General features: G+C 62.6%; 27 protein-coding genes and 1 riboswitch. Of the genes, 15 read left to right on the top strand and 12 right to left on the bottom strand.

The window, feature by feature from the left end; genetic code table 11:
- Positions 1-90 precede the first annotated feature (90 nt).
- Together B3397_RS00360 and nfuA are read left to right on the top strand one after the other, a co-directional pair.
- Positions 91-1,113 (top strand): acyltransferase family protein, encoded by a 1,023-nt coding sequence (locus B3397_RS00360; RefSeq protein ID WP_296246220.1) that lies wholly within the window; start codon positions 91-93, stop codon positions 1,111-1,113.
- Positions 1,114-1,220: 107 nt separating this feature from the next.
- The gene (nfuA, locus tag B3397_RS00355) at positions 1,221-1,805 is read left to right on the top strand and encodes a Fe-S biogenesis protein NfuA (RefSeq protein WP_296246218.1); all 585 of its coding nucleotides are present in this window, start codon (positions 1,221-1,223) and stop codon (positions 1,803-1,805) included.
- Positions 1,806-2,710: 905 nt separating this feature from the next.
- Here nfuA and B3397_RS00350 read toward each other — a convergent pair.
- From B3397_RS00350 to B3397_RS00330, 5 genes are read right to left on the bottom strand one after another with little or no spacing between them, the layout of a single operon-like run.
- Entirely contained in the window at positions 2,711-3,697 is a 987-nt protein-coding gene (locus tag B3397_RS00350) for a GlxA family transcriptional regulator (RefSeq protein ID WP_296246217.1), read from the bottom strand.
- A 39-nt stretch (positions 3,698-3,736) separates the two neighbouring features.
- Positions 3,737-4,483, bottom strand: coding sequence for a precorrin-4 C(11)-methyltransferase (gene cobM / locus B3397_RS00345; RefSeq protein ID WP_296246215.1), 747 nt, complete (start codon positions 4,481-4,483; stop codon positions 3,737-3,739).
- Between the two features lie 37 nt (positions 4,484-4,520).
- Positions 4,521-4,952: a cobalamin biosynthesis protein gene (locus B3397_RS00340; protein WP_296246214.1), complete on the bottom strand. Its 432-nt coding sequence runs from the start codon at positions 4,950-4,952 to the stop codon at positions 4,521-4,523.
- Positions 4,949-5,635, bottom strand: coding sequence for a CbtA family protein (locus B3397_RS00335; protein ID WP_296246213.1), 687 nt, complete (start codon positions 5,633-5,635; stop codon positions 4,949-4,951). The genes B3397_RS00340 and B3397_RS00335 overlap by 4 nt, the downstream gene beginning before the upstream one ends.
- Before the next feature lie 10 nt (positions 5,636-5,645).
- Positions 5,646-5,834 (bottom strand): CbtB domain-containing protein, encoded by a 189-nt coding sequence (locus tag B3397_RS00330; protein WP_296246211.1) that lies wholly within the window; start codon positions 5,832-5,834, stop codon positions 5,646-5,648.
- 116 nt (positions 5,835-5,950) lie between these two features.
- A riboswitch (cobalamin riboswitch) is annotated at positions 5,951-6,146 on the bottom strand.
- Positions 6,147-6,506: 360 nt separating this feature from the next.
- Here B3397_RS00330 and B3397_RS00325 point away from each other — a divergent pair.
- From B3397_RS00325 to B3397_RS00315, 3 genes are all read left to right on the top strand, one after another.
- Positions 6,507-8,318, top strand: coding sequence for a monovalent cation:proton antiporter-2 (CPA2) family protein (locus B3397_RS00325; RefSeq protein WP_296246209.1), 1,812 nt, complete (start codon positions 6,507-6,509; stop codon positions 8,316-8,318).
- 75 nt (positions 8,319-8,393) lie between these two features.
- Complete coding sequence (locus tag B3397_RS00320) at positions 8,394-8,555, top strand: hypothetical protein (protein ID WP_296246207.1); 162 nt, start codon at positions 8,394-8,396, stop codon at positions 8,553-8,555.
- 4 nt (positions 8,556-8,559) lie between these two features.
- Positions 8,560-9,351 (top strand): gamma-carboxygeranoyl-CoA hydratase, encoded by a 792-nt coding sequence (locus tag B3397_RS00315; RefSeq protein ID WP_296246205.1) that lies wholly within the window; start codon positions 8,560-8,562, stop codon positions 9,349-9,351.
- A 136-nt stretch (positions 9,352-9,487) separates the two neighbouring features.
- On the opposite strand, the gene B3397_RS00310 is transcribed toward B3397_RS00315, so the two are convergent.
- Entirely contained in the window at positions 9,488-10,612 is a 1,125-nt protein-coding gene (locus B3397_RS00310; protein ID WP_296246203.1) for a mechanosensitive ion channel family protein, read from the bottom strand.
- A 77-nt stretch (positions 10,613-10,689) separates the two neighbouring features.
- Positions 10,690-11,727: a GlxA family transcriptional regulator gene (locus B3397_RS00305; protein WP_414704327.1), complete on the bottom strand. Its 1,038-nt coding sequence runs from the start codon at positions 11,725-11,727 to the stop codon at positions 10,690-10,692.
- A gap of 70 nt (positions 11,728-11,797) precedes the next feature.
- On the opposite strand from B3397_RS00305, the gene B3397_RS00300 reads away from it, so the two are divergent.
- The 4 genes from B3397_RS00300 to B3397_RS00285 all read left to right on the top strand — a co-directional run bounded on the left by B3397_RS00300 (position 11,798) and on the right by B3397_RS00285 (position 14,266).
- Complete coding sequence (locus B3397_RS00300; protein ID WP_296246199.1) at positions 11,798-12,715, top strand: bifunctional 5,10-methylenetetrahydrofolate dehydrogenase/5,10-methenyltetrahydrofolate cyclohydrolase; 918 nt, start codon at positions 11,798-11,800, stop codon at positions 12,713-12,715.
- 70 nt (positions 12,716-12,785) lie between these two features.
- Positions 12,786-13,325 carry a DUF4946 domain-containing protein gene (locus B3397_RS00295; protein WP_296246197.1) on the top strand — a complete coding sequence of 180 codons (540 nt, stop codon included), beginning with the start codon at positions 12,786-12,788 and terminating at the stop codon, positions 13,323-13,325.
- A gap of 178 nt (positions 13,326-13,503) precedes the next feature.
- Complete coding sequence (locus B3397_RS00290; protein WP_296246195.1) at positions 13,504-13,719, top strand: TOBE domain-containing protein; 216 nt, start codon at positions 13,504-13,506, stop codon at positions 13,717-13,719.
- Between the two features lie 211 nt (positions 13,720-13,930).
- The gene (locus tag B3397_RS00285) at positions 13,931-14,266 is read left to right on the top strand and encodes a hypothetical protein (RefSeq protein ID WP_296246193.1); all 336 of its coding nucleotides are present in this window, start codon (positions 13,931-13,933) and stop codon (positions 14,264-14,266) included.
- Positions 14,267-14,487: 221 nt separating this feature from the next.
- On the opposite strand, the gene copD is transcribed toward B3397_RS00285, so the two are convergent.
- Positions 14,488-15,339, bottom strand: a complete 852-nt coding sequence (gene copD, locus B3397_RS00280; protein ID WP_296246192.1) for a copper homeostasis membrane protein CopD — start codon at positions 15,337-15,339, stop codon at positions 14,488-14,490.
- Positions 15,340-15,342: 3 nt separating this feature from the next.
- Positions 15,343-15,702, bottom strand: coding sequence for a copper homeostasis periplasmic binding protein CopC (gene copC, locus B3397_RS00275; protein ID WP_296246190.1), 360 nt, complete (start codon positions 15,700-15,702; stop codon positions 15,343-15,345).
- 291 nt (positions 15,703-15,993) lie between these two features.
- On the opposite strand from copC, the gene B3397_RS00270 reads away from it, so the two are divergent.
- On the top strand, positions 15,994-17,313 hold the full coding sequence (locus tag B3397_RS00270) for an Nramp family divalent metal transporter (RefSeq protein ID WP_414704328.1): 1,320 nt from the start codon (positions 15,994-15,996) through the stop codon (positions 17,311-17,313).
- 261 nt (positions 17,314-17,574) lie between these two features.
- Here B3397_RS00270 and ddlA read toward each other — a convergent pair whose 3' ends face one another.
- Complete coding sequence (ddlA, locus tag B3397_RS00265) at positions 17,575-18,669, bottom strand: D-alanine--D-alanine ligase (protein WP_296246188.1); 1,095 nt, start codon at positions 18,667-18,669, stop codon at positions 17,575-17,577.
- A 170-nt stretch (positions 18,670-18,839) separates the two neighbouring features.
- Between ddlA and B3397_RS00260 the strand changes: the two genes are divergently transcribed.
- Positions 18,840-20,558: a thiamine pyrophosphate-dependent enzyme gene (locus B3397_RS00260; protein WP_296246187.1), complete on the top strand. Its 1,719-nt coding sequence runs from the start codon at positions 18,840-18,842 to the stop codon at positions 20,556-20,558.
- Positions 20,559-20,808: 250 nt separating this feature from the next.
- On the opposite strand, the gene aroQ is transcribed toward B3397_RS00260, so the two are convergent.
- A complete protein-coding gene (aroQ, locus tag B3397_RS00255) occupies positions 20,809-21,246 on the bottom strand; it encodes a type II 3-dehydroquinate dehydratase (protein WP_296246185.1) in 438 nt (145 codons plus the stop codon).
- Positions 21,247-21,333: 87 nt separating this feature from the next.
- Positions 21,334-22,140 (bottom strand): tetratricopeptide repeat protein, encoded by an 807-nt coding sequence (locus B3397_RS00250; protein WP_296246184.1) that lies wholly within the window; start codon positions 22,138-22,140, stop codon positions 21,334-21,336.
- A gap of 251 nt (positions 22,141-22,391) precedes the next feature.
- On the opposite strand from B3397_RS00250, the gene B3397_RS00245 reads away from it, so the two are divergent.
- From B3397_RS00245 to sctJ, 4 genes are read left to right on the top strand one after another with little or no spacing between them, the layout of a single operon-like run.
- Positions 22,392-23,006 (top strand): type III secretion protein, encoded by a 615-nt coding sequence (locus tag B3397_RS00245; RefSeq protein WP_296246182.1) that lies wholly within the window; start codon positions 22,392-22,394, stop codon positions 23,004-23,006.
- 60 nt (positions 23,007-23,066) lie between these two features.
- On the top strand, positions 23,067-23,276 hold the full coding sequence (locus B3397_RS00240) for a hypothetical protein (protein ID WP_296246180.1): 210 nt from the start codon (positions 23,067-23,069) through the stop codon (positions 23,274-23,276).
- A gap of 57 nt (positions 23,277-23,333) precedes the next feature.
- Complete coding sequence (locus tag B3397_RS00235) at positions 23,334-23,756, top strand: hypothetical protein (RefSeq protein WP_296246178.1); 423 nt, start codon at positions 23,334-23,336, stop codon at positions 23,754-23,756.
- A 25-nt stretch (positions 23,757-23,781) separates the two neighbouring features.
- Complete coding sequence (sctJ, locus tag B3397_RS00230) at positions 23,782-24,549, top strand: type III secretion system inner membrane ring lipoprotein SctJ (RefSeq protein ID WP_296246176.1); 768 nt, start codon at positions 23,782-23,784, stop codon at positions 24,547-24,549.

The following is a 24,549-nucleotide window of genomic DNA, read 5'->3' as shown; positions in this document are numbered from 1 at the left end:
CAAATCTGACCTTTCCGTCTTTTCTGTAGTCCGACCCCCTGAGAGCGCCCCCAAAAGGGGCATCGGATTCCGATTCAAAGGGCGGTACGCATGCTGATTTCGCTTCAAGCTTTACGGGCCCTGGCAGCCTGGATGGTGGTCTGTCATCACTTCATGCAGATCTTTTTCGATTTTCACGCTTCCGGCCCCATTGGCCAGTTCTTTACCGATCGGGGGGCGGTGGGAGTCGATATCTTCTTCGTCATCAGCGGTCTGGTAATCTACCTCTCCACCCAGGACAAACACATGCCCGCGGGGCGTTTTCTGCTCAATCGAGCGATTCGCATCGTGCCGGCGTACTGGCTTTACACCGTATTGATGGGGCTTATGCTGGTATTCCTGGGGCAATGGATGCCGCACTCGGCCATCGACCTGCCGCATTTCGTATTGTCCCTGCTGTTCATCCCCTCGGAAAACCCCGGCGGTTACGGGCTCTATCCAACGCTGAACGTGGGCTGGACGCTCAACTACGAGATGTTTTTCTACCTGTTGTTCTCGCTGGTATTCACCGTACCCCAGCGCTATCGGCCGTTGATCGTGGCGGCAGCGCTGTTCGCCGTGAGCGAAGTGCTGGGTCGCTATGGTGTGGTCAGCCGCTTCTACCAGAACAACATCATCTACGAGTTTCTGCTGGGTATCGGCATCGGCGTGCTGTATCGCCGTGGCCTCATCAGCCAAGGTCTGTGGCTGCCACTGGCGGTTATCGTCGCTTCGGTGCTAGCGATCTACCATCTGGACTCCAGCGATCGTCTGCTGCACTGGGGCTTGCCGAGCGCACTGATCGTCATGGCCTGCGTGGCGATGGAGCCGCACTTTCGCGGCAGTCGGGTACTCAAGAACCTGGGTGACTGTTCATACTCCGTCTACCTGGTGCATGTGCTGGTGCTGTATGGCGGCTGGCTGGCCAGCGTGCACTGGCACCTCAACCCTTACTGGGTGTTCGCGGTTTGTGTGCCATTGATTGCAGGGGTCTCCTGGGCCAGCTATGTATGGATAGAGAAGCGTCTGTATCGTCAGGTGAAGGCCTGGGCCGACGCGCGCTTGAGCCGTTCGGCCTCGGTACCGTCGAGCTGAGAGGGGCGGCGGTGACTGTCGGGGCGTGTATTCCCGACCAAAACAGTCAGGCTTTGTCAGGCGTCGCAGTTTCGCGTAAACTGCCGGCAAGTCTGTGAGGAACCACTATGAGTGCCATAACGATTACCGACGCTGCACACGATTACCTGGCCGATCTGCTGAGCAAGCAGAACACGCCGGGCATCGGCATCCGGGTCTTCATCACCCAGCCAGGCACCCAGTACGCGGAGACGTGCATTGCCTATTGCAAGCCAGGTGAAGAAAAACCGGAAGACACCGCTTTCGGCCTGAAAAGCTTTACGGCCTGGATCGACGCTGTCAGTGAGCCATTTCTCGATGACGCGGTGGTCGATTACGCCACCGATCGCATGGGCGGCCAACTGACCATCAAGGCCCCGAACGCCAAGGTGCCCACCGTCAACGCCGACAGTCCGGTCAACGAGCGCATCAACTACTACCTGCAAACCGAGATCAATCCGGGGCTGGCCAGCCACGGTGGTCAGGTCAGCCTGATCGACGTAGTCGAGGACGGCATCGCCGTACTGCAGTTTGGCGGCGGTTGCCAGGGCTGCGGCCAGGCCGACGTCACTCTGAAGGAAGGCATCGAGCGCACCCTGCTCGAGCGCATTCCAGAGCTCAAAGGCGTCCGCGACGTTACCGACCATACCCAGAAAGAAAACGCCTACTACTAAGGCACCACGTCCCAAAAGGGGAGTTGCCCGGGGGCTGAACACAGCCCCCAACACACCCCCCTTGTGGGTTGGTCTGGATGCCGCCCTCAACACAGCCCCCCCTTTGTGGGAGCGGGTTCTACCCGCGATGGCGGCAGTATGATCGCCGCCATTTCCGAATTCTGTACCGCCCATGCCGCCCTCATCGCGGGCAGAGCCCGCTCCCACAGGGGATTTGCGGGGCACCCCCGGTTTCTGGGTTTCAACACCGCCTTCTGTGGGAGCGGGTTCTACCCGCGATGGCGGCGGCATGATCGCCGCCATTTCCGAATGCTGTACCGCCCATGCCGGCCCCATCGCGGGCAGAGCCCGCTCCCACATGGGATTTGCGGGGGAGCCGGGATGGTGGGTTTCAACACCGCCTTCTGTGGGAGCGGGTTCTACCCGCGATGGCGGCAGCAGGATCGCCGCCATTTCCGAATTCTGTACCGCCCATGCCGACGCCATCGCGGGCAGAGCCCGCTCCCACAGGGGATTTGCGGGGCACCCCCGGTTTCTGGGTTTCAACACCGCCTTCTGTGGGAGCGGGTTCTACCCGCGATGGCGGCCGTATGATCGCCGCCATTTCCGGATTCCGTACCGCCCATGCCGGCCCCATCGCGGGCAGAGCCCGCTCCCACAGGAGATTTGCGGGGCACCCGGGTTTCTGGGTTTCAACACCGCCTTCTGTGGGAGCGGGTTCTACCCGCGATGGCGGCAGTATGATCGCCGCCATTTCCGAATGCTGTACCGCCCATGCCGACGCCATCGCGGGCAGAGCCCGCTCCCACAGGGGATTTGCGGGGCACCCGGTTTCTAGGTTTCAACACCGCCCCCTTGTGGGAGCGGGTTCTACCCGCGATGGTGGCGGTGGGGGCGCTGTCAATTCAGCGGCCGAAACGCTGGGCGTAGGCTTGTGGGCTTACTCCCAGGGTTTTCTGGAAGCCTCGTCGCAAGCTTTCCACATGGCCAAAGCCGCATAGCCTGGCCACGTTCTGCAGCGACATCTGTCCGCTCTGGATCATTGCCCTGGCCGCTTCCAGTCGAACCCGTTCGACATGCCGGGCTGGAGTGGTGTCCAGTTCGCTCAGAAACACCCGATGCAGGGTACGAGGCGCCATATTGGCCCTCGCTGCCAACGTTTCCAAAGACAGATCGGCGTCCAGGTGGGCGGCGATCCACTCCAGCAATTCTGTCAGTCGCGAGGTCGGGCCATTGCACTGAGCCAGATGCGGGCTGAACTGCGCCTGCCCGCCGGGGCGTTTCAGGAACAGCACCAGGCGTCGAGCCACCGCCAGGGCCAGGGGCCGCCCCAGATCGGCTTCGACCAGCGCCAACGCCAGGTCAATGCCCGCGGTGACCCCGGCGGAAGTGAAGATATGGCTATGCCCGTTGCGCCCCGAGGGGTCGAAGGTGTGCAGGCGGTCGCCTTGCACATTTACCGCGGCGAAGCATTGCAGTGCCGCCACATCATCCCAATGGGTAGTGGCCACGAGTCCATCCAGCAGCCCGGCGCTGGCCAAAATCAAGGCGCCCGAGCACACCGAGCCGAGCCGTCGCAGTTGCGGGGCGCAGGTCTTTAGCCAATCCAGCAACGCCGTATTGGCACACTGCTCGAGATCGCTGCTGCCTCCTGGCACCAGCAGGGTATCCAGTTCGGCAGCCGCTACCGATTCGAACGCCCGGTCCGCATACAGGCGCAGCCCGGCCGAAGTAGCCACGGGGCCCGCCGCCTGGGCCAGCAGTACCAGCGCATAGGCCTCAGGCAAACCCTGACGCCGCAGCTCCACGTTGGCCGACGCGAAGACCTGCATGGGCCCTGTCACGTCCAGGCTCATGACACCTGGATATACCAGACAGGCAATGGTTTTCATGGCAGCACTTCCTGTTGCAACGCAGTGGGCGAGGGGGGCTCAGGGGCGATACAGGTGCGCGTGACCCGCTCGGTACAGCGCCGACTCGGCAAAGCTGTCAGCCTGCAGCACACGGCCAACGAGAATCAAGGCGCTGCGGCGGAAATCCTTGGTCGCGGCCAACGCTTCGATGGTCGCCAAAGTGCCCAGCAGCCAATCCTGCTCCGGCCAACTGGCCTTGTGCACGATTGCCACCGGGCAGTCGGCGCCGTAGGAGGGCACCAACTCGGCAACGATATTGGCCAGGTTCTTCACCCCCAGGTGAATGGCCATGGTTGCGCCGTGGCGAGCCAGGCTTGCGAGGTCCTCGCCTGGGGGCATCGGCGACTTGTCACCGTAGCGGGTGAGAATCACGGTCTGGGAAACGTCCGGCAAGGTCAGCTCGACGCCAAGCAGTGCCGCGCAAGCGGCGGTGGCCGTCACGCCCGGGACGATTTCATAGTCGATTCCCAGCGCGCGAAGCGCCCGAATCTGTTCGCCGATGGCGCCGTACAAACTCGGGTCGCCACTGTGCACCCGCGCGACGTCTTCGCCGCGGGCATGTGCTGCCGCAATCAAGTCGATGATCTGCGCCAGGTGCAACTCGGCGCTGTTGTGCAGATGGCGGGCCGTGTGGCCCGCGAGCACAGCCTCGGGTACCAGGGAGCCGGCGTAGATGATCACCGGACAGGTACGGATCAGCCGTTGCCCCTTGACCGTGATCAGTTCCGGATCGCCGGGGCCTGCACCTATGAAGTAGACAGTCATGAAAGGTCTCTGGAATGCACGCGCGCTTGAATGGATTTCAAGTTGCTGAACGAGTAGCGGTATATGGCGCAGGCACGGTCGCGATCGCCAGCGTCGCCATGGGCGTGTGATGTCGGGTGACAAGAAGGTGGGCGCTGGCTCCGGTGCGGCGTTCGGCCAGTGCCAGGGCAGCACTTTCCGCGGCGCCAAAGCAGCCCGTCGCGGCGTAGGCGCGCGCCGAGCGGTGGCTCAAACGGTCGGTGTAGGGTGCCAGTTCCGCGGCACTGAAGGTGATCAGCGGCAGTTGCAGTTGGTTCGCCAGCGTCAGCAACCCGGGCTCCTGGGCCTTGATCGAAAGGCTCGCAATGCCGTGGAGCTGGTCGAATTTGAGCCGATGGGTACTCAGCACGTCGAAGAGCAGGGCACCCATTTCCAACGCCGAGCAGCCGCGGCGGCAGCCAAACCCCAACCACAACGGCGCTGATGTCATGCCTGTGGACGACGAAACAGCCAGGCACTGATCAGGCCCAGGCCGAGCCAGAAAATGGCGTTTGTCACCAGCGAAGCCACGATGAATTGCTGCTCCAGTGCTTCGGGTGCCAGGCCACCATGCTGTTCGGGTTGGGGCGCACCGATGATATGGGGCACCACCAGGATCGCTACGCCGAGTGCCTTGAGTAGCCAGCTGCGACCGAACACCAGCAGCGCCAGGCCCACGGCGGTAGACGCCGCCGTACCTATCCACCATGTCTGGCGCAGGCTCAGATCGGCTGCCTGAGCACCAGGCAGTTCAGGCGGCAGGCCCAGGTTGGGCGCCAGGCAGAACACGGCGAAGCCGGCCAGGCCCCAGAGCAAACCTTCGGAGGTGCGCCCCGGTGCGCGCAAGGTGTAAAGCGCCGCAAGCATCAGCGCGAAGCCCACCCCTACCACCAGATTACCGCCGGTGGTGGACAGCACACGTTGCCAGCCGTTTTCCGGCTCCCACGCTTGGGCATCGTGACTGTGGGCAGCGCTTGCGGTGTCGGCATGTTCATGCAGCTCGGCTGCCGGGGCCTGTTCATAGGTTTCACCCTGCAGGATCAGCGGAGCGACCCACAGGCTTTGCAGCACGGTCAGTAATAGGGCGGCAAGCAGGCCCGTGAATCCCGCAGTCGTAGCGATTCGCTTGATCATTTTTTCGCCCTCAGTGGCAAGGGAACGCGGCACTGTGACGAGTATCGTGGGCAGCGTTGTGCACCGCTTCGATGTGCGAAAAACCTGCGAACCAGACCAGGCAGGCCCCCAGCAGCGCGGCGCTGATGGCAATGGCGAGGCGCTGGGTCTGGGTGACGGCGGCGTCATTGGCACGGGATGTGGAGACAGTGGCGGACATGGCGTTCCCTCTTTCGATTGGAGCAACGGCTGATGGTAGCGACCAGGCATGCGCAAAAGAGGGCCGCCGTGCATGCGCACAGAGCCCGCAACAGCGCTCGCCCACCGCGAGTTTGTCAGGTACAGACAGCTTGGGCCGGTCTCCGGACTCACGAGGGGCAGGGCACAGGGCCTACCTTCAAGCATCGCCTTCCCATGCCCATGGGCACAGTGGATCTGACGCTTCTCTCGCTTACCGTTGCGGGGGCAGCACCGGACTTGCACCGGTTTCCCGTTTCACCCTGTGAAGGGCACCCAAACGAAGGGGTGTAGCAAATCATGGAGTGGGGGCGGCGTCAATGTTCGGGAAGCTCTGTAGAATGAAGTTACATTTTGTGTGGATGGTCCCCTCACCCCAGCCCTCTCCCTGAGGGAGAGGGAGCTAAAAGCAATGCGTGATGCTGCGAATGTCGGCAGTCTGCCCCCTCCCGCTGAGGGAGAGGGGGCTAAAAGCAGTGCGTGGTGCTGCGAATGTCGGCGGTCTGCTCCCTCTCGCTGAGGGAAAGGGGGCTGAAAGCAGTGCGCGGTGCAGCGGATGTCGGCGGTCTGCTCCCTCTCCCTCAGGGAGAGGGCTGGGGTGAGGGGACCATTCACCACCGAACCACCCGCCCACCCTACAAACCAAGGAGGTCCCATGCCTGAAGAAGGCAACATGCTCCAAGCCGCTGTCGTGTTCCTGTTCGCAGCGGTCATCACCGTCCCTCTTGCCAAGCGCCTGCAACTAGGCGCCGTACTGGGTTATTTGTTCGCTGGCGTGGTCATCGGCCCGCAGGTGCTGGGCTGGGTCAACAACCCCCAGGCGGTCAGTCACATTTCCGAACTGGGCGTCGTGCTGCTGCTGTTCATCATCGGCCTGGAGCTGTCACCCAAACGCTTGTGGGTGATGCGTAAATCGGTGTTCGGCGTCGGCCTGGCGCAGGTGCTGCTGACCGGCGTTGTGGTAGGCGCGGTGGCACTACTCGGCTTCGGCCAGCCGCTCAACAGCGCCGTCGTGCTGGGCCTGGGGCTGGCGTTGTCTTCAACGGCCTTCGGGCTGCAGAGCCTGGCAGAACGCAAGGAGCTGAACAGCCCCCACGGACGCCTGGCGTTTGCCATCCTGCTGTTCCAGGACATCGCCGCCATTCCGCTGATCGCCATGGTGCCGCTGCTCGCCGGCGGTGGAGCCGATGCCGAAGCGGGCAGTTCGCTGGACCATGGCCTGCGGGTGTTAGGCAGCATTGCCGTGGTGGTCATCGGTGGTCGCTATCTGCTGCGTCCGGTTTTCCGCATCGTCGCCCGCACGGGGTTGCAGGAAGTGTCTACGGCCACCGCGCTGCTGGTGGTGATCGGTACGGCATGGCTGATGGACCTGGCCGGGGTGTCCATGGCCCTCGGCGCATTCCTGGCAGGCCTGCTGCTGGCCGATTCCGAATACCGCCACGAGCTGGAATCGCAGATCGAACCGTTCAAGGGTTTGCTGCTGGGCCTGTTCTTCATCAGCGTGGGCATGGGCGCCAACCTCAGCCTGCTGGTGGAAAACCCGGCCATCGTACTGGGTCTGACCTTGTTGCTGGTGGGCATCAAGCTGCCATTGCTGGTGCTGATCGGTCGTCTGGCGGGCGGCTTGGGGCGTTTGAGCGCGGTGCGCCTGGGCGTGGTGCTGGCCGCAGGCGGTGAGTTTGCCTTCGTGGTGTTCAAGATAGGCCGCGATCAAGGCCTGTTCGATGCACGCCTGTACGACACCTTGCTTCTGACCATCACCCTGTCCATGGCCTTGACGCCGTTGCTGCTGTTGGGTTGCGCGCGCCTGGCACGGCAGAAGCCCAAGGCAGTCGAGGTGCCCGAGGAATACCGCGACATCGACAGCGACCGGCCCCGCGTGGTGATCGCGGGCATGGGCCGCATGGGCCAGATCGTTGCCCGTATCCTGCGAGCGCAGAAGATCAGCTTCGTCGCTTTGGACACTTCGGTGGAGTCCATCGAGTTCTCCCGCAGCTTCGGTCACCTGCCCGTGTTCTACGGTGACCCCTTGCGCCCGGAGATCCTGCGAGCCGCCAAGGTCGACCAGGCCGAATACTTCGTGATCGCCACCGACGATCCCGAGATCAACATCAAGACGGCGGAACTGGTACACCGCCTCTATCCGCAGATCAAGATCATCGCCCGGGCCCGCAACCGTCAGCATGTGCATCGACTGGTGGACCACGGCGCGGTGGCCGTGCGCGAAACCTACTATTCGAGCCTGGAAATCACCCGCCGTACCCTGGTGGGGCTCGGGCTCAGCCAGACCCAGGCCGATGCCCGCATCAGCCGTTTCAAACGGCACGACGAGCAAGTGCTGCAAGCCCAGCACGGCATCTACGACGATGAGGCCAAAGTCATGCAGACGGCGCAGGAGGCGCGCGCCGAATTGGCCAGGTTGTTCGAGTCGGATCGTCAGGACGAGGAAGCCGCCGACGCCAAATGACCGCTGATTGACAACCCTCTTGGGCGCCTTTACGTTAACGTAAAGCATAACAATACGAACGAGAGGATTGTCATGATGAGCGTGCTCAAGACCGCGCTGCGTGCGTACACCCCTGAATTACAGGCCAACCCGGCGGCGATGCTCGATCAGCTTGGCCGCTTGCCTGAGTGGCGCCGCATGGCCCATCGCAATTGGGACAAGCAGTTTTCGTCCCGTTTCGGCCTGTTCAGGAAGTAATGCCATGACCCCTTTCCAAACCATCGAATTGCAGCGGCCGCACACCGCAGTCGTGACCCTGTGGCTGAACCGCCCGGACAAGAACAACGCCTTCAATGCACAGATGATCAGCGAGTTGCTGGTGGCCCTGGAGCAGATAGAGCAGGACCCTACCGTACGAGTGTTGGTGCTGCGCGGTCGTGGCCGACACTTCAGCGCCGGTGCGGACCTGGCCTGGATGCAGGCCTGTGCCGAGCTCGATTACCAGGCCAACCTGGACGATGCCAGGCAACTGAGCGAGCTGATGCAGCGCCTCTACCACATGCCCATGCCCACCCTGGCGGTGGTGCAAGGCGCCGTGTTCGGCGGCGCCGTGGGCCTGGTCAGCTGTTGCGACCTGGCGATCGGCAGTGGCGATGCCCAGTTCAGCCTGTCGGAAGTGCGCATCGGCCTGGCGCCGGCAGTGATCAGTCCCTATGTGGTGCAAGCCATTGGCGAGCGGGCCGCGCGGCGCTACGCGCTCACCGCCGAGCGTTTCGACGGTGCCCGTGCCCACGCGCTCGGGTTGCTCTCGGAAACCTACGCCACCGGCGCGCTGGAAAACGCCATGCGTGAATGGGTCGATAACCTGTTGCTCAACAGCCCTCACGCCATGCGCACCACCAAGGCACTGTTGCAGGAGGTAGGCAGTGGTGAGCTGAGCGACGCGCTCAGGCACAAGACCGAGGAAACCATTGCCCTGATTCGCATCAGCCCTGAAGGGCAGGCGGGTCTGAGAGCGTTTCTGGATAAACGTAAGCCTGCCTGGCAGGAGTGATGACGATCCCGCCGTTGTAGGAGCGGCGTCAAGCCGCGAAGGCGTCAGCTGGGTCAATGCATATTTTGGATTATGTGGCGTTTATGCTGGCGCCTTCGCGGCTTGACGCCGCTCCTACAGAGTGCGGTGGGGATCTTCATACCGGGGGCTGCCGTGCAACTTCTACGGGGGCATCGGAGGAGGGTGGATGCACGGTGCGCGTCGACATTTCCGCCCGCAGTTGTGGCAGGCACTCGGGGTACTTGTCATTGACGAAGGTAATCAGCCGCTCCCGCACATGGCAGCGTGCGTCCCAATTGCGCGAAGAGTCCAGCGAGCTCAGCAATATCCGCAGCTGCATGGCCTTTTCGCTGGTGTCAGTGACCTGTAGCACCACAACCCGGCCATCCCACAAATGCGGGATCTCATCGCACAGACGCTGGGTCTCTTCACGCAGCGCGTCCAGGGGCACGGAATAATCCACCCACAGGAACACCGAGCCGATGATGCTGGAGGTGCTGCGCGTCCAGTTCTGAAAGGGCTTCTCGATGAAATACTGCAACGGCACCACCATGCGGCGCTCGTCCCAGATCTTCACCACTACATAGGTCCCGGTGATTTCCTCGATTCGCCCCCACTCGCTCTCCACGATCACCACATCATCGATGCGAATGGGCTGGGAAATGGCGATCTGCAGCCCCGCAATCAGGTTGCCGAGCACTGGCTTGGCGGCGAAACCGGCCGCCAGCCCCGCCAAGCCCGCCGACGCCAGCAGGCTGGTACCAATCTGACGGACCGCCGGAAAGGTCATCAGGATCAGCGCGATACCGAAGATCAGCACCAGCACGTTCAGGCACTGCACCAGCACCCGCACCTGGGTCTGAATACGCCGCGCCGCCAGGTTGTCCTCCATGTCCAGCGGATGCTTGATGGCCATGGTATTGGCCACCGCCTTGACGCAGCGCAGGCCCAGCCAGGTGAGGCACGCAGTCACCAGCATGCCATTGATATGCCGCACGGTATTGATCATCAGCAAGTCGTCCGGGGCCGATGTCCATACCGCTTGCAGCGCCATCAACGGCAGCAGCCACAGCGTCGGTTGCTCGGCCCTGGCAATCAGCTGTTGCGCCAGGATGAACGACTTGGAAACCCGGCGCAGGATCATCAGTCCGACCCAGCGGATCAGCAATATAAGACATACCGCCAGGACGGCGGCGATCAGCGTGCTCAGCCAGGGCAGCGGCACGCGGGCCAGCAAGGATTCGGGAAGCATGTATTCCATGGGTCGAAGGCTCGCAGCGGCATGAACTGGAGTCGACCGGCAAATGCCCGCACAGGTTCCCCTGTTTCCCCAGCCGATCAGTCTACCAAGCGGGTTTCCCGTGATGGCGAGTGGCCAAAATAGCCGCTGTAGCATTTGCTGAAGTGGCTGACCGAAACGAAGCCGCAGGCGATAGCCACCTCCATGATCGACAACTGCGAGTGCTGCAGCAGTCGCCGTGCTTCGGTGACCCGCAGCTCCATGTAGTAACGGTGCGGAGAGGTGCCCAACTGCTCCTGAAACAGCCGATCGATCTGCCGCCGCGAGCGGCCGACGAACTCGGCAAGTTGATCCAGCGACAGGGGCTCTTCCAGATTGGTCTCCATCAGATCGATGATGTTGCGCAAGGGCAGGCTGAGCTTCTCCATGGCCTGAGAGCCTGCGCGACGAAAGCGCAGCCCCTCGAACGCGAGGATCTGTTCGATGCCCTGGGCGAGGGTTTCGCCATGGTGCTGGCGGATCAGTTCCATCATGAGGGTGAAACCGCCATTGGGGCTGGCGGCGGTCATGCGGTCCCGGTCGATCACATGGCTGGCCGGGGTGACCATGGTCTGCGGGCTGATCTCGGCCAGGGATGCGCGGTTCTCCGGGTGCACCGCGCAACGATATCCCTTGAGCACGCCAGCCTGCCCCAGAAACCAGGCACCATTCCACAGCCCGCCCAAGGCCAGCCCCCGGCGCGCGCCTTCGACCAGCAGGCGACTGAGGACGGGCAGGGCGCGCAAGGGCGTACGAAAGCCGCCGCATACGATCAGCAGGTCCAGATGCTCCAGCGCCGCTGGGGTCATCGGTTCGTCGGGCTGCAGGCCAATACCCAGGTCACTGAGCACCTGGCCTTCACTGAGCCCGAAGGAACGGATGACGTAGGCGCCGCGATGGATCAGGTTGGCGGTGACCAGCGTGTCCAGAGTGGCGGTGAACGCTGCCAGGGAAAAATGCTCGAGCAGAATGAAACCGACTCGCTGAGGCTTGGCGTGTGGATCGCGCAGGGCGTCACCGGCTTCGGCCAGGTACAGCAGATTCTTGCTTTGCCCACCGCCGCTGAACGTTCGTTGTCCTGCCAAGCCGCACCTCATGAGCCCATGCCTTAAATCCCTGTCGATATTACCGTATTATCAGCGCTTTACCTGCCCCGGATGCCTCGCCATGACCACGCTCGCCTCACCTGAACAGCCCGCCGATGCCGGCGCCGAGATCACCGTCATCGACGGCAAGGCCATTGCCGAGGCGGTGGTGGCCCAGGTGCGCGACGCGGTCGTTCGCGAAGGGCTGCAACCGGGGCTTGCGGTCATCCTGGTAGGCGCGGATGCCGCCAGTCAGGTGTATGTGCGCAACAAGTCGCGCCGCGCCAAGGAGTGCGGCTTCGTTTCGCGTCAGTACGATCTCCCTGCCGACACCAGCGAAACCCAGTTGCTGGAGTTGATTGCCGAACTCAATGGCGACCTGGAAATCCATGGCATTCTGGTGCAACTGCCGCTTCCCCCGCAGATCCATGCCGCCAAGGTGATCCAGGCGATTCATCCGCGCAAGGACGTGGACGGTTTTCACTACGTGAATGTCGGTCATCTCACTACCGGCGCCCTGGAAGATGCACTGGTGCCTTGCACGCCGCTCGGCGCCCTGCACCTGATTCAGCGGGTACTCGGCGACAACCTCAGTGGCAAGCACGCTGTGGTGATCGGCCGCTCCAATATCGTCGGCAAGCCGATGGCCAGCCTGTTGCTGCAGCACGACTGTACGGTGACGCTGGTGCATAGCCGTACGCCGTCGCCGGAAGTGCTGTGTCGACAGGCCGATATCGTCGTGGCGGCGGTGGGGGTGCCGGGTTTGGTCAAGGCCGACTGGATAAAGCCGGGGGCTGTGGTCATCGATGTGGGCATCAATCGGGTCGAGGCCGCCGACGGCAGCTCGCGGTTGGTGGGCGATGTGGACTACGCGGCTGTGGCCCCCATCGCCGGAGCTATCACTCCGGTGCCGGGTGGAGTAGGGCCGATGACCATCGCCATGCTGATGCAGAACACCCTCGACGCCGCACGCCGCCTGCAGCTGGCCCCCGGTATTTGACGTCACGCATTGAAACCTTGGCCGTGGCTCTGCGAGACTGACGGCCCTTGTCCCTGTGGATCGATGAACCATGCCTTTGCTGCCTGGCAGACACTGCCTGTTGTTGTGCCTGCTCGCCTGTGGCGTGGCCCACGCCGAAGACAGCCTGATCGTATGGCCCGCTGACTGGCAGGTGCAGATACTGCCCAGCGCCGATGGCGCCGGTGGGCAACCCAGCGGCAGCCGCCAGCGGGCGACCAAGAACGATGCCAACGGCGACCCCTTGATGATTGTGGAAATGACCCGCGGCGCGGTGCCGCAGGATCATGCGGTGAACCTGGAAGCGGTGCTTCTGGAAATGCGCAAGGCGATCCAGATCAACTTTTCCCGCAGTGGCTATCAGAGCCTGTGCACCAAGGTGCGCGAAACCACCCTGGGCGACCTGCCGGCGGCGCAAACCACCTGCAAGGTGACCCTCAACGGCAACCATGTGATCACCCAGACGTTGGTGGCGGCTGTGCAACCGGGCATGGCCTATGGGTTCAGTTACGCAGGTTCGGTAGTGGGGTATCCGCAGTTGGAGGCTGAAGTGAACGGCATCCGGCAGGGATTGCGGTTCAAGGTCGATTGATGCATTTGGCAGTTAGCTCCCTCTCCCCCAGGGAGAGGGCTGGGGTGAGGGGACCATCCACCACCAACCTTCCAGTTATATAAAAAGCATTATTTATTCTTTTTAAATATTCCCAATCCAGTGCAATCTCTCCCTCAAGCACTGCGGTGCAACCGAATACTTAAAGAGGGTAACCGGCATGACCATCAAAGCGATCAACGTACGCAACCAGTTCAAGGGCATCGTCAAGGAAATCATCGAAGGCCCCGTCGTTTCGGAGATCGATGTGCAAACGCCAGCCGGTATCGTCACTTCGGTCATCACCACCCGCTCGGTGCATGAGCTCGAGCTGCAAGTGGGCAGCGAAGTGATTGCTTTCGTCAAATCCACCGAGGTGTCCATCGCCAAGCTGTAACAATCTTGCTGCACATTAGGTGCAGCACCCAACGCGCAACGTCGTGGTGTTCTCGTCAAGGTTCAAGTGATCTTGGGGGCTGTACTCTTGCAGGGGAGTACGGCCCCTTTTTTTTTTGCATGGCGTTTGCAGGACGTCGCACGTGAGGCGGTTTTCGCTGTCGAACGTGCGCCGCTGTAGACATGGCATACAAATAATTCGAGGGAATACCATGCGAACATTGATGGGCATTACAGCGTTGGCCTTGCTGGCAGGTTGCTCTTCGGCCCAGCTTGAATACCCGGAGCCGGCACTCGCCGAGACCTCCACCAAATCCCCCCAAGCCTATACCCAATGCCTGGCGCCAAAGTGGCAGCAGTTCGATCGCAATGGCGAGGTCACGCAGAACGGTGATGTATGGTTGACCACCGTGACGGCCGGTTTTACCCATGCCTTTGCCACCGCCCAGGCAGCGCCTGCGGCGGAGGGGTCGAAGGTCGAGGTTCGGTTGCCGACTGAATGGAAAGGCACCACGGCTTGGACGGAAATGGCAAGATCCTGTCTGTGATCGGCAGCTGAAGATTGGTTGATCCAGACTGGCCCCATCGCGGGTAGAACCCGCTCCCACACTGGATCTGCGCCACCCGCAGCCTCTCAGCCAACCCTGTGCGCCCCCCTCAGGGCGCCCCTATGGGAGCCCCCTGTCGGAGTCCCCCTGTGAGAGCCCCCCTGTGGGAGCGGGCTCTGCCCGCGATGGCGGCCGCACGGGCGACGCACATTTCACTGACTTCAACCCAACGGCACCGGCGCCAATGTACCCAGCAACGACACGGCTCCCACCGCCGCCAGACCGCAGCACCACTCCACCGCCACGGTACGCTTGATCTGCGCCACATCCATCGGCTCCTGATCCAACCGCCAGCGGTGGTACAACGCCAACCCGAGCATCACCGCCACCAGCACCATCTTCACCGCCAGCACCGTTGCGAAACCCGATTCCCCGGGCATGGGCCAGAATTGCCCAGTGAGCACGCGCACGTTGATCAACCCGGTAATCAGCACGCCGGCCACCAGCACCAAGCCCACACCGCTGAATCGACGCAGCAGTTGCTGCACGTCTTCGCCCCCTGGGCTGGCAAGCACGAACAACAGCAGCATCAAGCCACCCGACCAAGCCCCGACACACAGCAGATGGATCAACTGGTTGACGACCAGCAACTGCCCCGCCGTTCCATCGAGCATCGCGGCATGCCCAATCGGGGCCAGGGTGGCCAGCGCCAAGGCGCTCAGCGGCCGCGCCACGACCTGCAATTTGGGATTGGCGATCCGCAGGCATACCAACAGGGCCACGCAGCACATCAAATGCAGCGTCCAGACCTTGCCAAAGAACGTCTCGGCCAACACCCGCCGCACCAGTGCCATGTCCAGCGAGCCGCCCATTTCATAGGCCGTGGCGAACAGCCAGGCCACGCCACTGATCAACGCCAGCGCCGCCAGCAGGCAGACCAACGGGTCGAGCAGGTTGCGCAGACGCTTCTGCTGGCCCGGATGGGTCAGCAGCAGGGGCCTGAACATGCATGCGCCGAACACCAGCATCAGGCTGGTGAAGTGCAGTAAACGCAGAATGACCAAAACACTCATGACTTAGCGACCCACCGTGAAGCGGTAGTCGCCGGCACTTTTATGGGTGTCCACCGACAGCACCTGCCAGTACACCTGATAGGTTCCCGCAGCCAGCGGCTCGGCGGGGCTCACTATCAGGGTCTTCTTGTCACCGGCAGCAGTGGTCAAGGGCTTGAGCTCGACGTGCTTGCCGTCGGCTGCCGTGACACTGACGCTACTGAAGCCTGGCTCGATGCCTTCGGAAAAACTCAGGGTCAGCTGGGCCGGCGTAGCCACTGTGGCATCCGCCGCCGGCTCCTGCGCCTTGAGGTGGGCGTGGGCAAACGCCAGCGGTGAAACAAGGGTCAGGGCAACAGCGGCGAGCAGGTGCTTGGCAGTCATGGCAATGGCCTAGGGTCAAGGAAAAGCGGGCAATAAACCATGAACGGCGCGCAACGGCAACTCATGCCCAGGCTGCCGTTGGTCATGAATGCGGCATCATCTCGACGCCATCGCTGTCTATTCGCATGGCGAGCGGTAAAGTTCCTTAACACCCGCTCGTTATCGTTACAGGATGTCTCGGCTAGCCTATTCAGGGTTGGCCAGCTTCAAATGACGCAATTGGTCGGAGACCGGACCTTGGCGAACAAGAAAGAACCTTTGAATTTCCGCGCCAATGACGGTGAACCGGCCTTGCTGGAGCATCACGGCGTCGGCGCGCGGCCCAGCCTCGGCGAACTCAACGCGAGCATCCCGGTGCCCAGTGGCGGGCAGTGGTTTCGTCGCTTGCTGGCCTTCGCCGGGCCCGGTTATATGGTTGCCGTGGGCTACATGGACCCCGGCAACTGGGCCACCGACCTGGCCGGCGGCTCGCAGTTCGGTTACACACTGCTGTCGGTGATTCTGCTGTCGAACCTGATGGCCATCGTGCTGCAGGCACTGGCCGCACGGCTGGGTATCGTCACCGGAATGGACCTCGCCCAGGCCTGCCGCGCCCACTATTCGAAATTTACCCGCATAGTGCTGTGGCTGGCATGCGAGTTGGCGATCATCGCCTGTGACCTGGCGGAGGTCATCGGCACTGCCATTGCCCTGAAGCTGTTGTTCGGCATTCCCTTGCTGTGGGGGGCGATTATCTGTGCGGCGGACGTGTTTCTCATTCTGCTCTTGATGAACCGTGGCTTCCGCGCGCTGGAAGCTTTCGTGGTGGCACTGCTTACGGTGATCTTCGCCTGTTTCGCCGCGCAAATGGTGCTGGCGCAGCCCAGCGTTGCGGCGATCATGGCGGGGTTCATCCCTCAGGCCGAGATCGTCACCAATCCCGCGGCGCTGTACATCGCCATTGGCATCATTGGCGCGACGGTGATGCCCCACAACCTGTATCTGCATTCATCCATCGTGCAGACCCGCGCCTATCCTCGGACCGATGCCGGGCGCAAGCTGGGGCTGCGCTGGGCCGTCACCGACAGCACCATCGCCCTGATGCTGGCGCTGTTCGTCAACGCTGCGATTCTGATCACCGCCGCCGCGGTATTCCACAGCGCCGGCCGTACCGATGTGGTGGAGATCGAACAGGCCTATGAACTGTTGTCACCCATGCTGGGCGTCGGGATTGCTTCGACGCTGTTCGCGGTGGCGCTGCTGGCGTCGGGAGTGAATTCCACGGTCACGGCGACGCTGGCCGGGCAGATCATCATGGAAGGCTTCCTGCACTTGCGCATTCCCAACTGGATGCGTCGGTTGTTGACCCGCGGGCTGGCGATTGTGCCGGTGGTGATCGTGACTGCTCTGTATGGAGAGAAGGGGACGGCGCAGTTGCTGGTGTTCAGCCAGGTGGTGCTGTCGATGCAGTTGCCGTTTGCGGTGATTCCGCTGGTGCGCTTCGTTTCGGATCGCAAGAAGATGGGGCATTTCGTGACCGGGCCCTGGTTGACGGGCACGGCGTGGCTGATTGCCGGATTGATCGTGGTGCTCAATGTGAAGCTGCTGCTGGATACCGCGTTGCCGCTCTGATCCCTGCCAGACCTGGGACCGTGTCGGCGCCATCGCGGGTAGAACCCGCTCCCACACCAACCACGCAACCCGCCCATACCTCAGCCCCACCACCCCACCCTGTGGGAGCGGGTTCTACCCGCGATGGCGCCAGCACAGTCCCCACCTACCTCAGCCCCAACACACCACCCTGTGGGAGCGGGTTCTACCCGCGATAGGGCCAGCGCGGACCACACACATGCTGAAGGTGGCAGTGCTCGAACGGGCGCTCTGGGGCTTTTGTCAGCGGGTGCTTTTAAGGCCCGCGCGGGCCTGATGGCGGTCCAGTGCCAGGTCGATCAGCTTGCTGACGAGCTCGGTGTAGCTCATCCCGCTGGCCAGCCACAGTTGCGGGTACATGCTGATGCGGGTGAAGCCGGGCAGGGTGTTCAGCTCGTTGATCAGCACTTCGCCACCGGGTGTCAGAAACACATCGACCCGGGCCAGTCCGCTGCACCCGAGCACTTCGAACGCTTCGACCGCCATTGCGCGGATACGCTCGCTCTGCTCCGTGCCGATGTCGGCCGGCACCACCACCTGGGCGGCATCGCCGTCGATGTACTTGCTGTCGTACGAATAGAACCCGCTACCTACCACAATCTCGCCGCAGCCACTGGCTTGAGGCTGCTCATTGCCAAGCACCGCGCACTCGATCTCCCGGCCAACCACAGCAGCCTCCACGAGCACCTTGGTGTCGTAACTCAAGGCAAGCGCCACGGCCGCATCGTAGCCCGGCGCATCTTCCACCTTGCTGACACCCACCGAGGAACCCTGGTTGGCCGGCTTGACGAACAGCGGCAGGCCCAGCCGAGCCGCCACACTGGCGAAGTCGTGGCGGGCAAGGCTCGCCCGGGTCAGGGTCACGAACGGCGTGACCGGTAGCCCCGCATCGCGCAGCAGGCGCTTGGCGATGTCCTTGTCCATGCACACGGCAGAACCCAGCACATCGGAACCCACGAACGGCAGGTCGGCCATGCGCAGCAGCCCCTGCAGGCAACCGTCTTCACCCAGGGTGCCGTGCACCACCGGAAATATCACATCGATGGCCGCCAACGGCGCGGCGGCACCCGGTTCGATCAGCTGCCGCTCGGTTTCGCCCGGCACCAGCGCCAAGCCACGGTTGGAGCGGTTGAGGGCGATCAGGCTGGGATCATGGGCGTTGAGCAGGTAATCGCTGGCATCGTTCAAGTGCCACTGGCCTTGTTTGTCGATGCCGATCAGTACCGGCTCGAAGCGCTCGCGGTCCAGGGCGTCGACGATATTCTTCGCTGACTGCAAAGACACCTCATGCTCGGCCGAGCGGCCCCCAAAGACGATACCTACGCGCAACTTGCCCATCAGCGGACTCCCTGAAAAAAGTGCGTGCTTTTTATCATATTAATGCCCTGACCAGCATGCCCCAGATGCCTGTGCGCCAGCGATCAACGGGGCTTCTTCACCAAGCGCGGCTGAACTCCCACCAGCACCCCCAGCCTAAGCCTGCATGACCCAACGACTCAGGAGGCCTCATGGCCAGCAAGAAAGTGGCGGATATCGTCATCCAGACCCTGCAGGAAGCCGGTGTGCGCAATTGCTACGGCATTGTCGGTGACACCCTCAACTACGTGACCGATGCCATCAAACGCAGCGACATCGAGTGGGTTCATGTTCGCCATGAAGAAGCCGCTGCGTTCGCGGCGGGCGCCGAGTCGTTCATCAGTGGTCGCCTGACGGCCTGTGCCGGTTCCTGCGGGCCTGGCGGGCTGCATTTCATCAACGGTATCTTCGAGGCCCAGCGCAACCACGCACCCATGGTGTTGATTGCCAGTCAGGTAGTGACCAGCGAACTGGGCATGGATTTCCCCCAGGAAGTCGACTTCAAGGCCATCTACGGCAGCTGTACAGTGTTTTGCGAACAGGTCTACACCCCGGAGCAGGCACGCCGGGTGACGACCCTGGCCGCCCAGACCGCGCTCAATGAAGGCGGGGTGGCGGTGATCATCCTGCCATCTGACCTCAGCAGTGCCGAGGTCAAGAACGACCGGCCATTTTCGGTTCATCAGCCACGGCCAGTGCTGCGCCCGGATGACGCGGAGCTGGCAGAGATCGTCGAGATGCTGGGGCAGGGCAAGAAGATCGCCATCTATGCCGGCTTCGGCTGTGAGGGTGCCCACGACGAGCTGATCGAACTGGCCGAGCGCCTCAAGGCGCCCATTGCACATACCTCCCGGGCCAAGGACTTCGTCGAATACGACAATCCCTACAACATGGGTATGACCGGTGTGTTCGGTGTCGAATCCGGCTACCACGCCATGATGGAATGCGACACGCTGCTGTTGCTGGGAGCGGACTTTGCCTGGGGGCAGTTCTACCCGCAGAACGCCAGGATCATCCAGGTCGACCGCAAGGGCGCTCACCTGGGGCGTCGTCATCCGATCGACCTCGGCGTGATCGGTGACGTATTGCCGACCCTCAAGGCCTTGCTGCCGCTGTTGCCGGAGCGCACCGAGTACAGTTTCCTGGAGGAATGCCTGAAGGTCCGCCAGAAGACCCTGAAAACCCTGCTGCACGATCAGCGCCACACCGACGGCCATCTGATTCACCCGCAATACCTGACCCATTTGATCGACAAGCATGCCACCAGCGACGCGCTGTTCACGGCCGACGGCGGTTCGCCCATGGTCTGGGTACTGCGGCACATCAACACCAATGGGCAGCGTCGTACGCTGACCAGCCTGCGCCACGGCACCATGGCCAACGCCATGCCCCAGGCGTTGGGCCTGCAGAAGGCTTACCCCGAGCGCCAGGTGATTTCCCTGTCCGGCGACGGCGGGCTGGCCATGCTGCTGGGGGATTTGCTGACGGCCGTGCAGGAGCAACTGCCCATCAAGGTGGTGGTGTACAACAATGCCTCGCTGAACTTCGTGCAGATCGAGCAGAAGGTCGAAGGCTTGCTGGACAATTTCACCGACCTGAAAAATCCGGATTTCGCCAAGCTGGCGCAGGTGATGGGCTTCTATGGCCAGCAGGTGAGTGACGGCGCGAGCCTGGAGGAGGCCGTGCAGGCCTTCCTCGCGCATCCTGGCCCGGCGCTGCTGGACGTGAAGGTCAACCCGGAAGAATTGGTGATGCCACCCAAGGTGGAGTTCTCCCAGGTATCGAACATGGCGCTGTACTCGGCCAAGGCCGTGCTCAGTGGTCGAGCCGATGATGTCAAACACCTGCTGGTGGACAACTTCATCAAGTAACGCCGCCCTCGGGCCGACAGGTTCAGACCTGTCGGCCTGTCAGGATTCCTTGCTCTCCTTGTGAATCAGGTACATCACATAGCCGAAGGAACCCAGGGTTGCGGTGATGATGGTCAACATGATCAAACCGTCCATAACACACCTCTCAAACATTGCGTTGTGATGGGTATGAATATGGACGGTTGTTGCACTGCATAACAGCGGCAGAAGGCTGTTAAAAAACCATATCAGATGACCTGTCGCTCAGCGCTCACTTGAGCAGCTTGGCGAAGTGATCGATGGCCAGCTTGTAGCCATGGGTGCCGAAACCTGCGATCACGCCGACAGCCACTTTGGACACGTAGGACAGGTGCCGAAACTCTTCGCGCTTGTGCACGTTGGAAATATGCACCTCAAGCACCGGCACTTCGGCAGCAATGAAGGCGTCGTGAATGGCGATGGAAGTGTGGGTCCAGGCGCCCGGGTTGATCACGATCCCGGCCACGCGCTGGCGGGCCTGGTGGATCCAGTCGATCATCTGGCCTTCATGATTGGTTTGCTTGCACTCCACGGTGAAACCGTGGGCTTCACCGGTTTGGGTGGCCATGGCCTCGACGTCGGCCAGCGTTTCATGGCCGTACACGGCAGGCTCGCGAAGGCCCAGCATGTTCAGGTTCGGGCCGTTCAGGACGAGGATGATCTGCGACATTCGGTGTTCCTTGTTTGAGAGGCATGGGCGCGGTAGGGCGCCAAGAATACCGAATTATCCGAGGTTTGTGGGCTGCCGGGCACGCCTTCAGCGCGCGTCGCGAGCCAGCACGCCGACGGCCCTGGCGCGCTGGGCGGGATCATCCAGCGCGCGGATGGCTCTGGCCTGGGTCAGCAACCGATCGCGCTGTGTTCGGGGCATGTCGGCAAACACCCGGCCGGCCTCCACGTCCTTGCCGGCCAAGGTCAGGATCAGCAACTGTTGACGCTGATGGCTGGGCTTGACCAGGGGCGAGCGGACGACCTGAGCGATCTCGGCTTGAGCGGGAGCAAACTCGCCATTGAGCGCCAGGGCCAACGCGAAGTTGGTGCGAATGTCCAGATTACCCGGCTCGCGCTGGCTGGCCTGGCGAAAGGCATTCACAGCGGCTTCGGTATCGCCCGCCATCACGGCGGCCGCGCCCCAGCGGTTGTAGGCGCTGGCGCTGTCCACCCGAGGCGCCGCACGGCTCAGGGTCTGGGCCGCGCCGGTCGGTTCGCCCGCCTGCAACTGCGCGGTGCCCAGCCCCAGCAGGGCCTGGGCATCGTCAGGCTGCTTGGCCAACGCGCCGCGAAACGCCCGAGCGGCGCCTTGGGCGTCACCTGCGGCGAGGCGGGCACTGCCGAGTTCGCGCATCACCTGAGGGTCCTGATTGGACACCACGGCGGCACGCTCGTACAGCGCCACCGCCGAACCGGGATCGCCCCGTCGTTCGACGTCGCTGGCCAGTTGCAGCAGCCGTGCCTGCTCGTCGGCGGGGCCAGTGGCCGAAGTGTTGGAAGGTGTGGAAGAGCACGCCGCGAGTACGGCGCAAGCAGCAAAAAGCGACAGGTGTGGCCAATGCAGTGGTGACAAACACGACTCCTTTACGAAGGCCTGGCGGCCATCGATCGAATGTTCTACACAGATGAGCGCTTGATGCAGCCCATGGGTGACTGGACAACCCGGGTTAAGTTCACTATCGCGCATTTCTCGGGCCGAAAGTGTCAGGTCCGACACATTAACCACCATCGCCGATTGCGCGCATGAATCGTTCTGCGCACTGTAAATGCACAAATGCCAAGCCGGCTTGAAGCCCAAGCCTCGATCGTGGATGGCGCCAATCGATGATTCCAGTTCGTTGTTTACGCCCCTTCAAGCAGTGGGCCGCCAGGGCCTGGGTGCTGGCGACGGTGCTCTGCGCAGCGTCGAGCGTCGCCGCGCAGGAAGATGAGCCCTGGCTGCTGCAGCCTTACGACTATCTGGTGATCGACCAGGACGTGCGCGGCGTGCTCGGCGAGCTGGGCCGCAACCTCAATGTGCCTGTCGTCATGACCGAGCAGGTCAAGGGCAAGGTGCATGGCAAGCTCAAGGCCGGCTCGGTGCACGAATTCATTTCTCGTGTGACCAGTGCCAATGGTCTGGTCTGGTATTTCGACGGCAGTACCCTGTTCGTCGACTCGGACAAGAATCTGCAAAACCGCATCTTCGACACCTCCAGGCTCAATGCACTGGCGGTGGACGCCACCCTGCAGCAACTGGCGTTCAACGGCGAACGCATCGCCGTCGATTACGACGCCGCCCACTCGGTAGTCAGCGTGTCGGGCCCGCCGGGCTATGTGGCGATGGTCGACCAACGTCTGGCAGCGCTGCGGCCCAAGGTATCCGGCCCGGGCGCCGAACGGGGCGTGCGGGTCTTCCGCGGTGGCGCCGAGCCCCAGGTGGTGTCCCAGAGCCGCTGACTTCCACTTCATTCCTTTACCCACCCAGGCCGTCAGGCCATCACCCGCAAGGAGACGTAAATGGCTGTCAACTCGATCGACCCCAGCGCCGCAGGCGCCGAACCCGCCAGCGGCGAAACTGAGTTCAACGCCGCCGTCGACAGTGCCACTGGCATGACCGACGAAGAGTTCACCGACACCATGATCACCGGTGCCATCACTGTTGCCGGACAAATGATCATCATGCCCAAGGCCAACGAGATTCTGAACGAAGGCATGTCCGACGAGTAAACCGTCGGGGCGAGCCCGGGCGCCCCGTTTCTTCTTCCGCTTGCAAGGGTATTGGCCATGACGCTGCCTGTTACCACCAGTTTGCCGCTTCCACCGCCCACCGTTGGCCAGGACATCGCCAGCCCCGCGTCTCAAAGTATTTTCGAGCACATGGCCCAGCAGGCCCAGGCCGTGCCGCAAGGTGCGAGCCCCAGCCAGCTGGGGGCCAAGGTCATGGACAACCTGGACGGGTTCATCGACCGCAGCCAACGCTTCGCTGCGCACGGAGCCGGCCAGGCGCCACAGCAATCGCCCATGCAGCCGCCCGCGCAACCCGGCCAGAGCGCTGAAAGCGGGCAACCGAAAACCACCGACCAGCAGCTCAAGCAAGTGGTCGATTCCCTGAGCGTCATGTTCGACCATTCCATCGAAACCCAGATGGTGGTGCGCGGTGCCACCCAGGTATCAGGCGCCGCCAACACACTGTTGCGTGGCCAATGACAGCGCTCAGGATGGACGACAAGGCATGAGACGACTGGCCCGATTGATCGCCCTGGCAGCATTGCTGTGCATGCTGCAGGCTTGCAAGACCGAGCTCTACACCAATTTGTCCGAGCGCGAGGCTAACAGCATGGTTGCCGCCTTGCTGCACCAGGGCATTCCGGCGGGCCGGGTGGTGCAAAAGGACGGGCGTCTGACCGTGACCGTTGCCGAAGACCGCTTCGCCGAAGCCATGACCATCCTCGACGAGGCGGGTCTGCCTCGCCAGGACTTTGCCAACCTGGGCCAGGTGTTCAAGAGCAACGGCCTGGTGTCCTCGCCCGTGCAGGAGCGGGCGCAGTTGATCTATGCCCTGAGCGAAGAACTGGCGCACACCGTTTCCGAAGTCGATGGCGTGGTTTCGGCCCGCGTCCATGTGGTGCTGCCGGACAACGATCTGCTCAAGCGCAATGTGGCCCCGTCTTCGGCGTCGGTGTTCATCCGCTATGAGGCCGGTATGGACGTACAGCGACTGATCCCACAGATCAAGACGCTGGTGGCCAACGGCATCTCCGGCCTGAGCTACGACGGCGTCTCGGTGATCCCCGTGGAAGCGGCAGCCAGAAGTGCAGAGCAAGTGGCGCCGCCGCTCAAATCCTTCATGGGCATCTGGATTCTCGCCTCCAGCAGCAGCTTGGCCACCCTGATATTCAGCATCATGGCCCTGATGATCGTCGCGCTGGCGGGTGCGCTGATCTACCTGATTCGCCGCGACCGCCGGCCCCACAGTTACGCCCTCGTTCAGCAACCATGA

The organism is Pseudomonas sp. UBA4194 (assembly GCF_002379585.1).
GTDB lineage: Bacteria > Pseudomonadota > Gammaproteobacteria > Pseudomonadales > Pseudomonadaceae > Aquipseudomonas.
The sequence above is the reverse complement of the archived record's forward strand: the minus strand, read 5'-3'. Positions and strand labels throughout refer to the sequence as shown.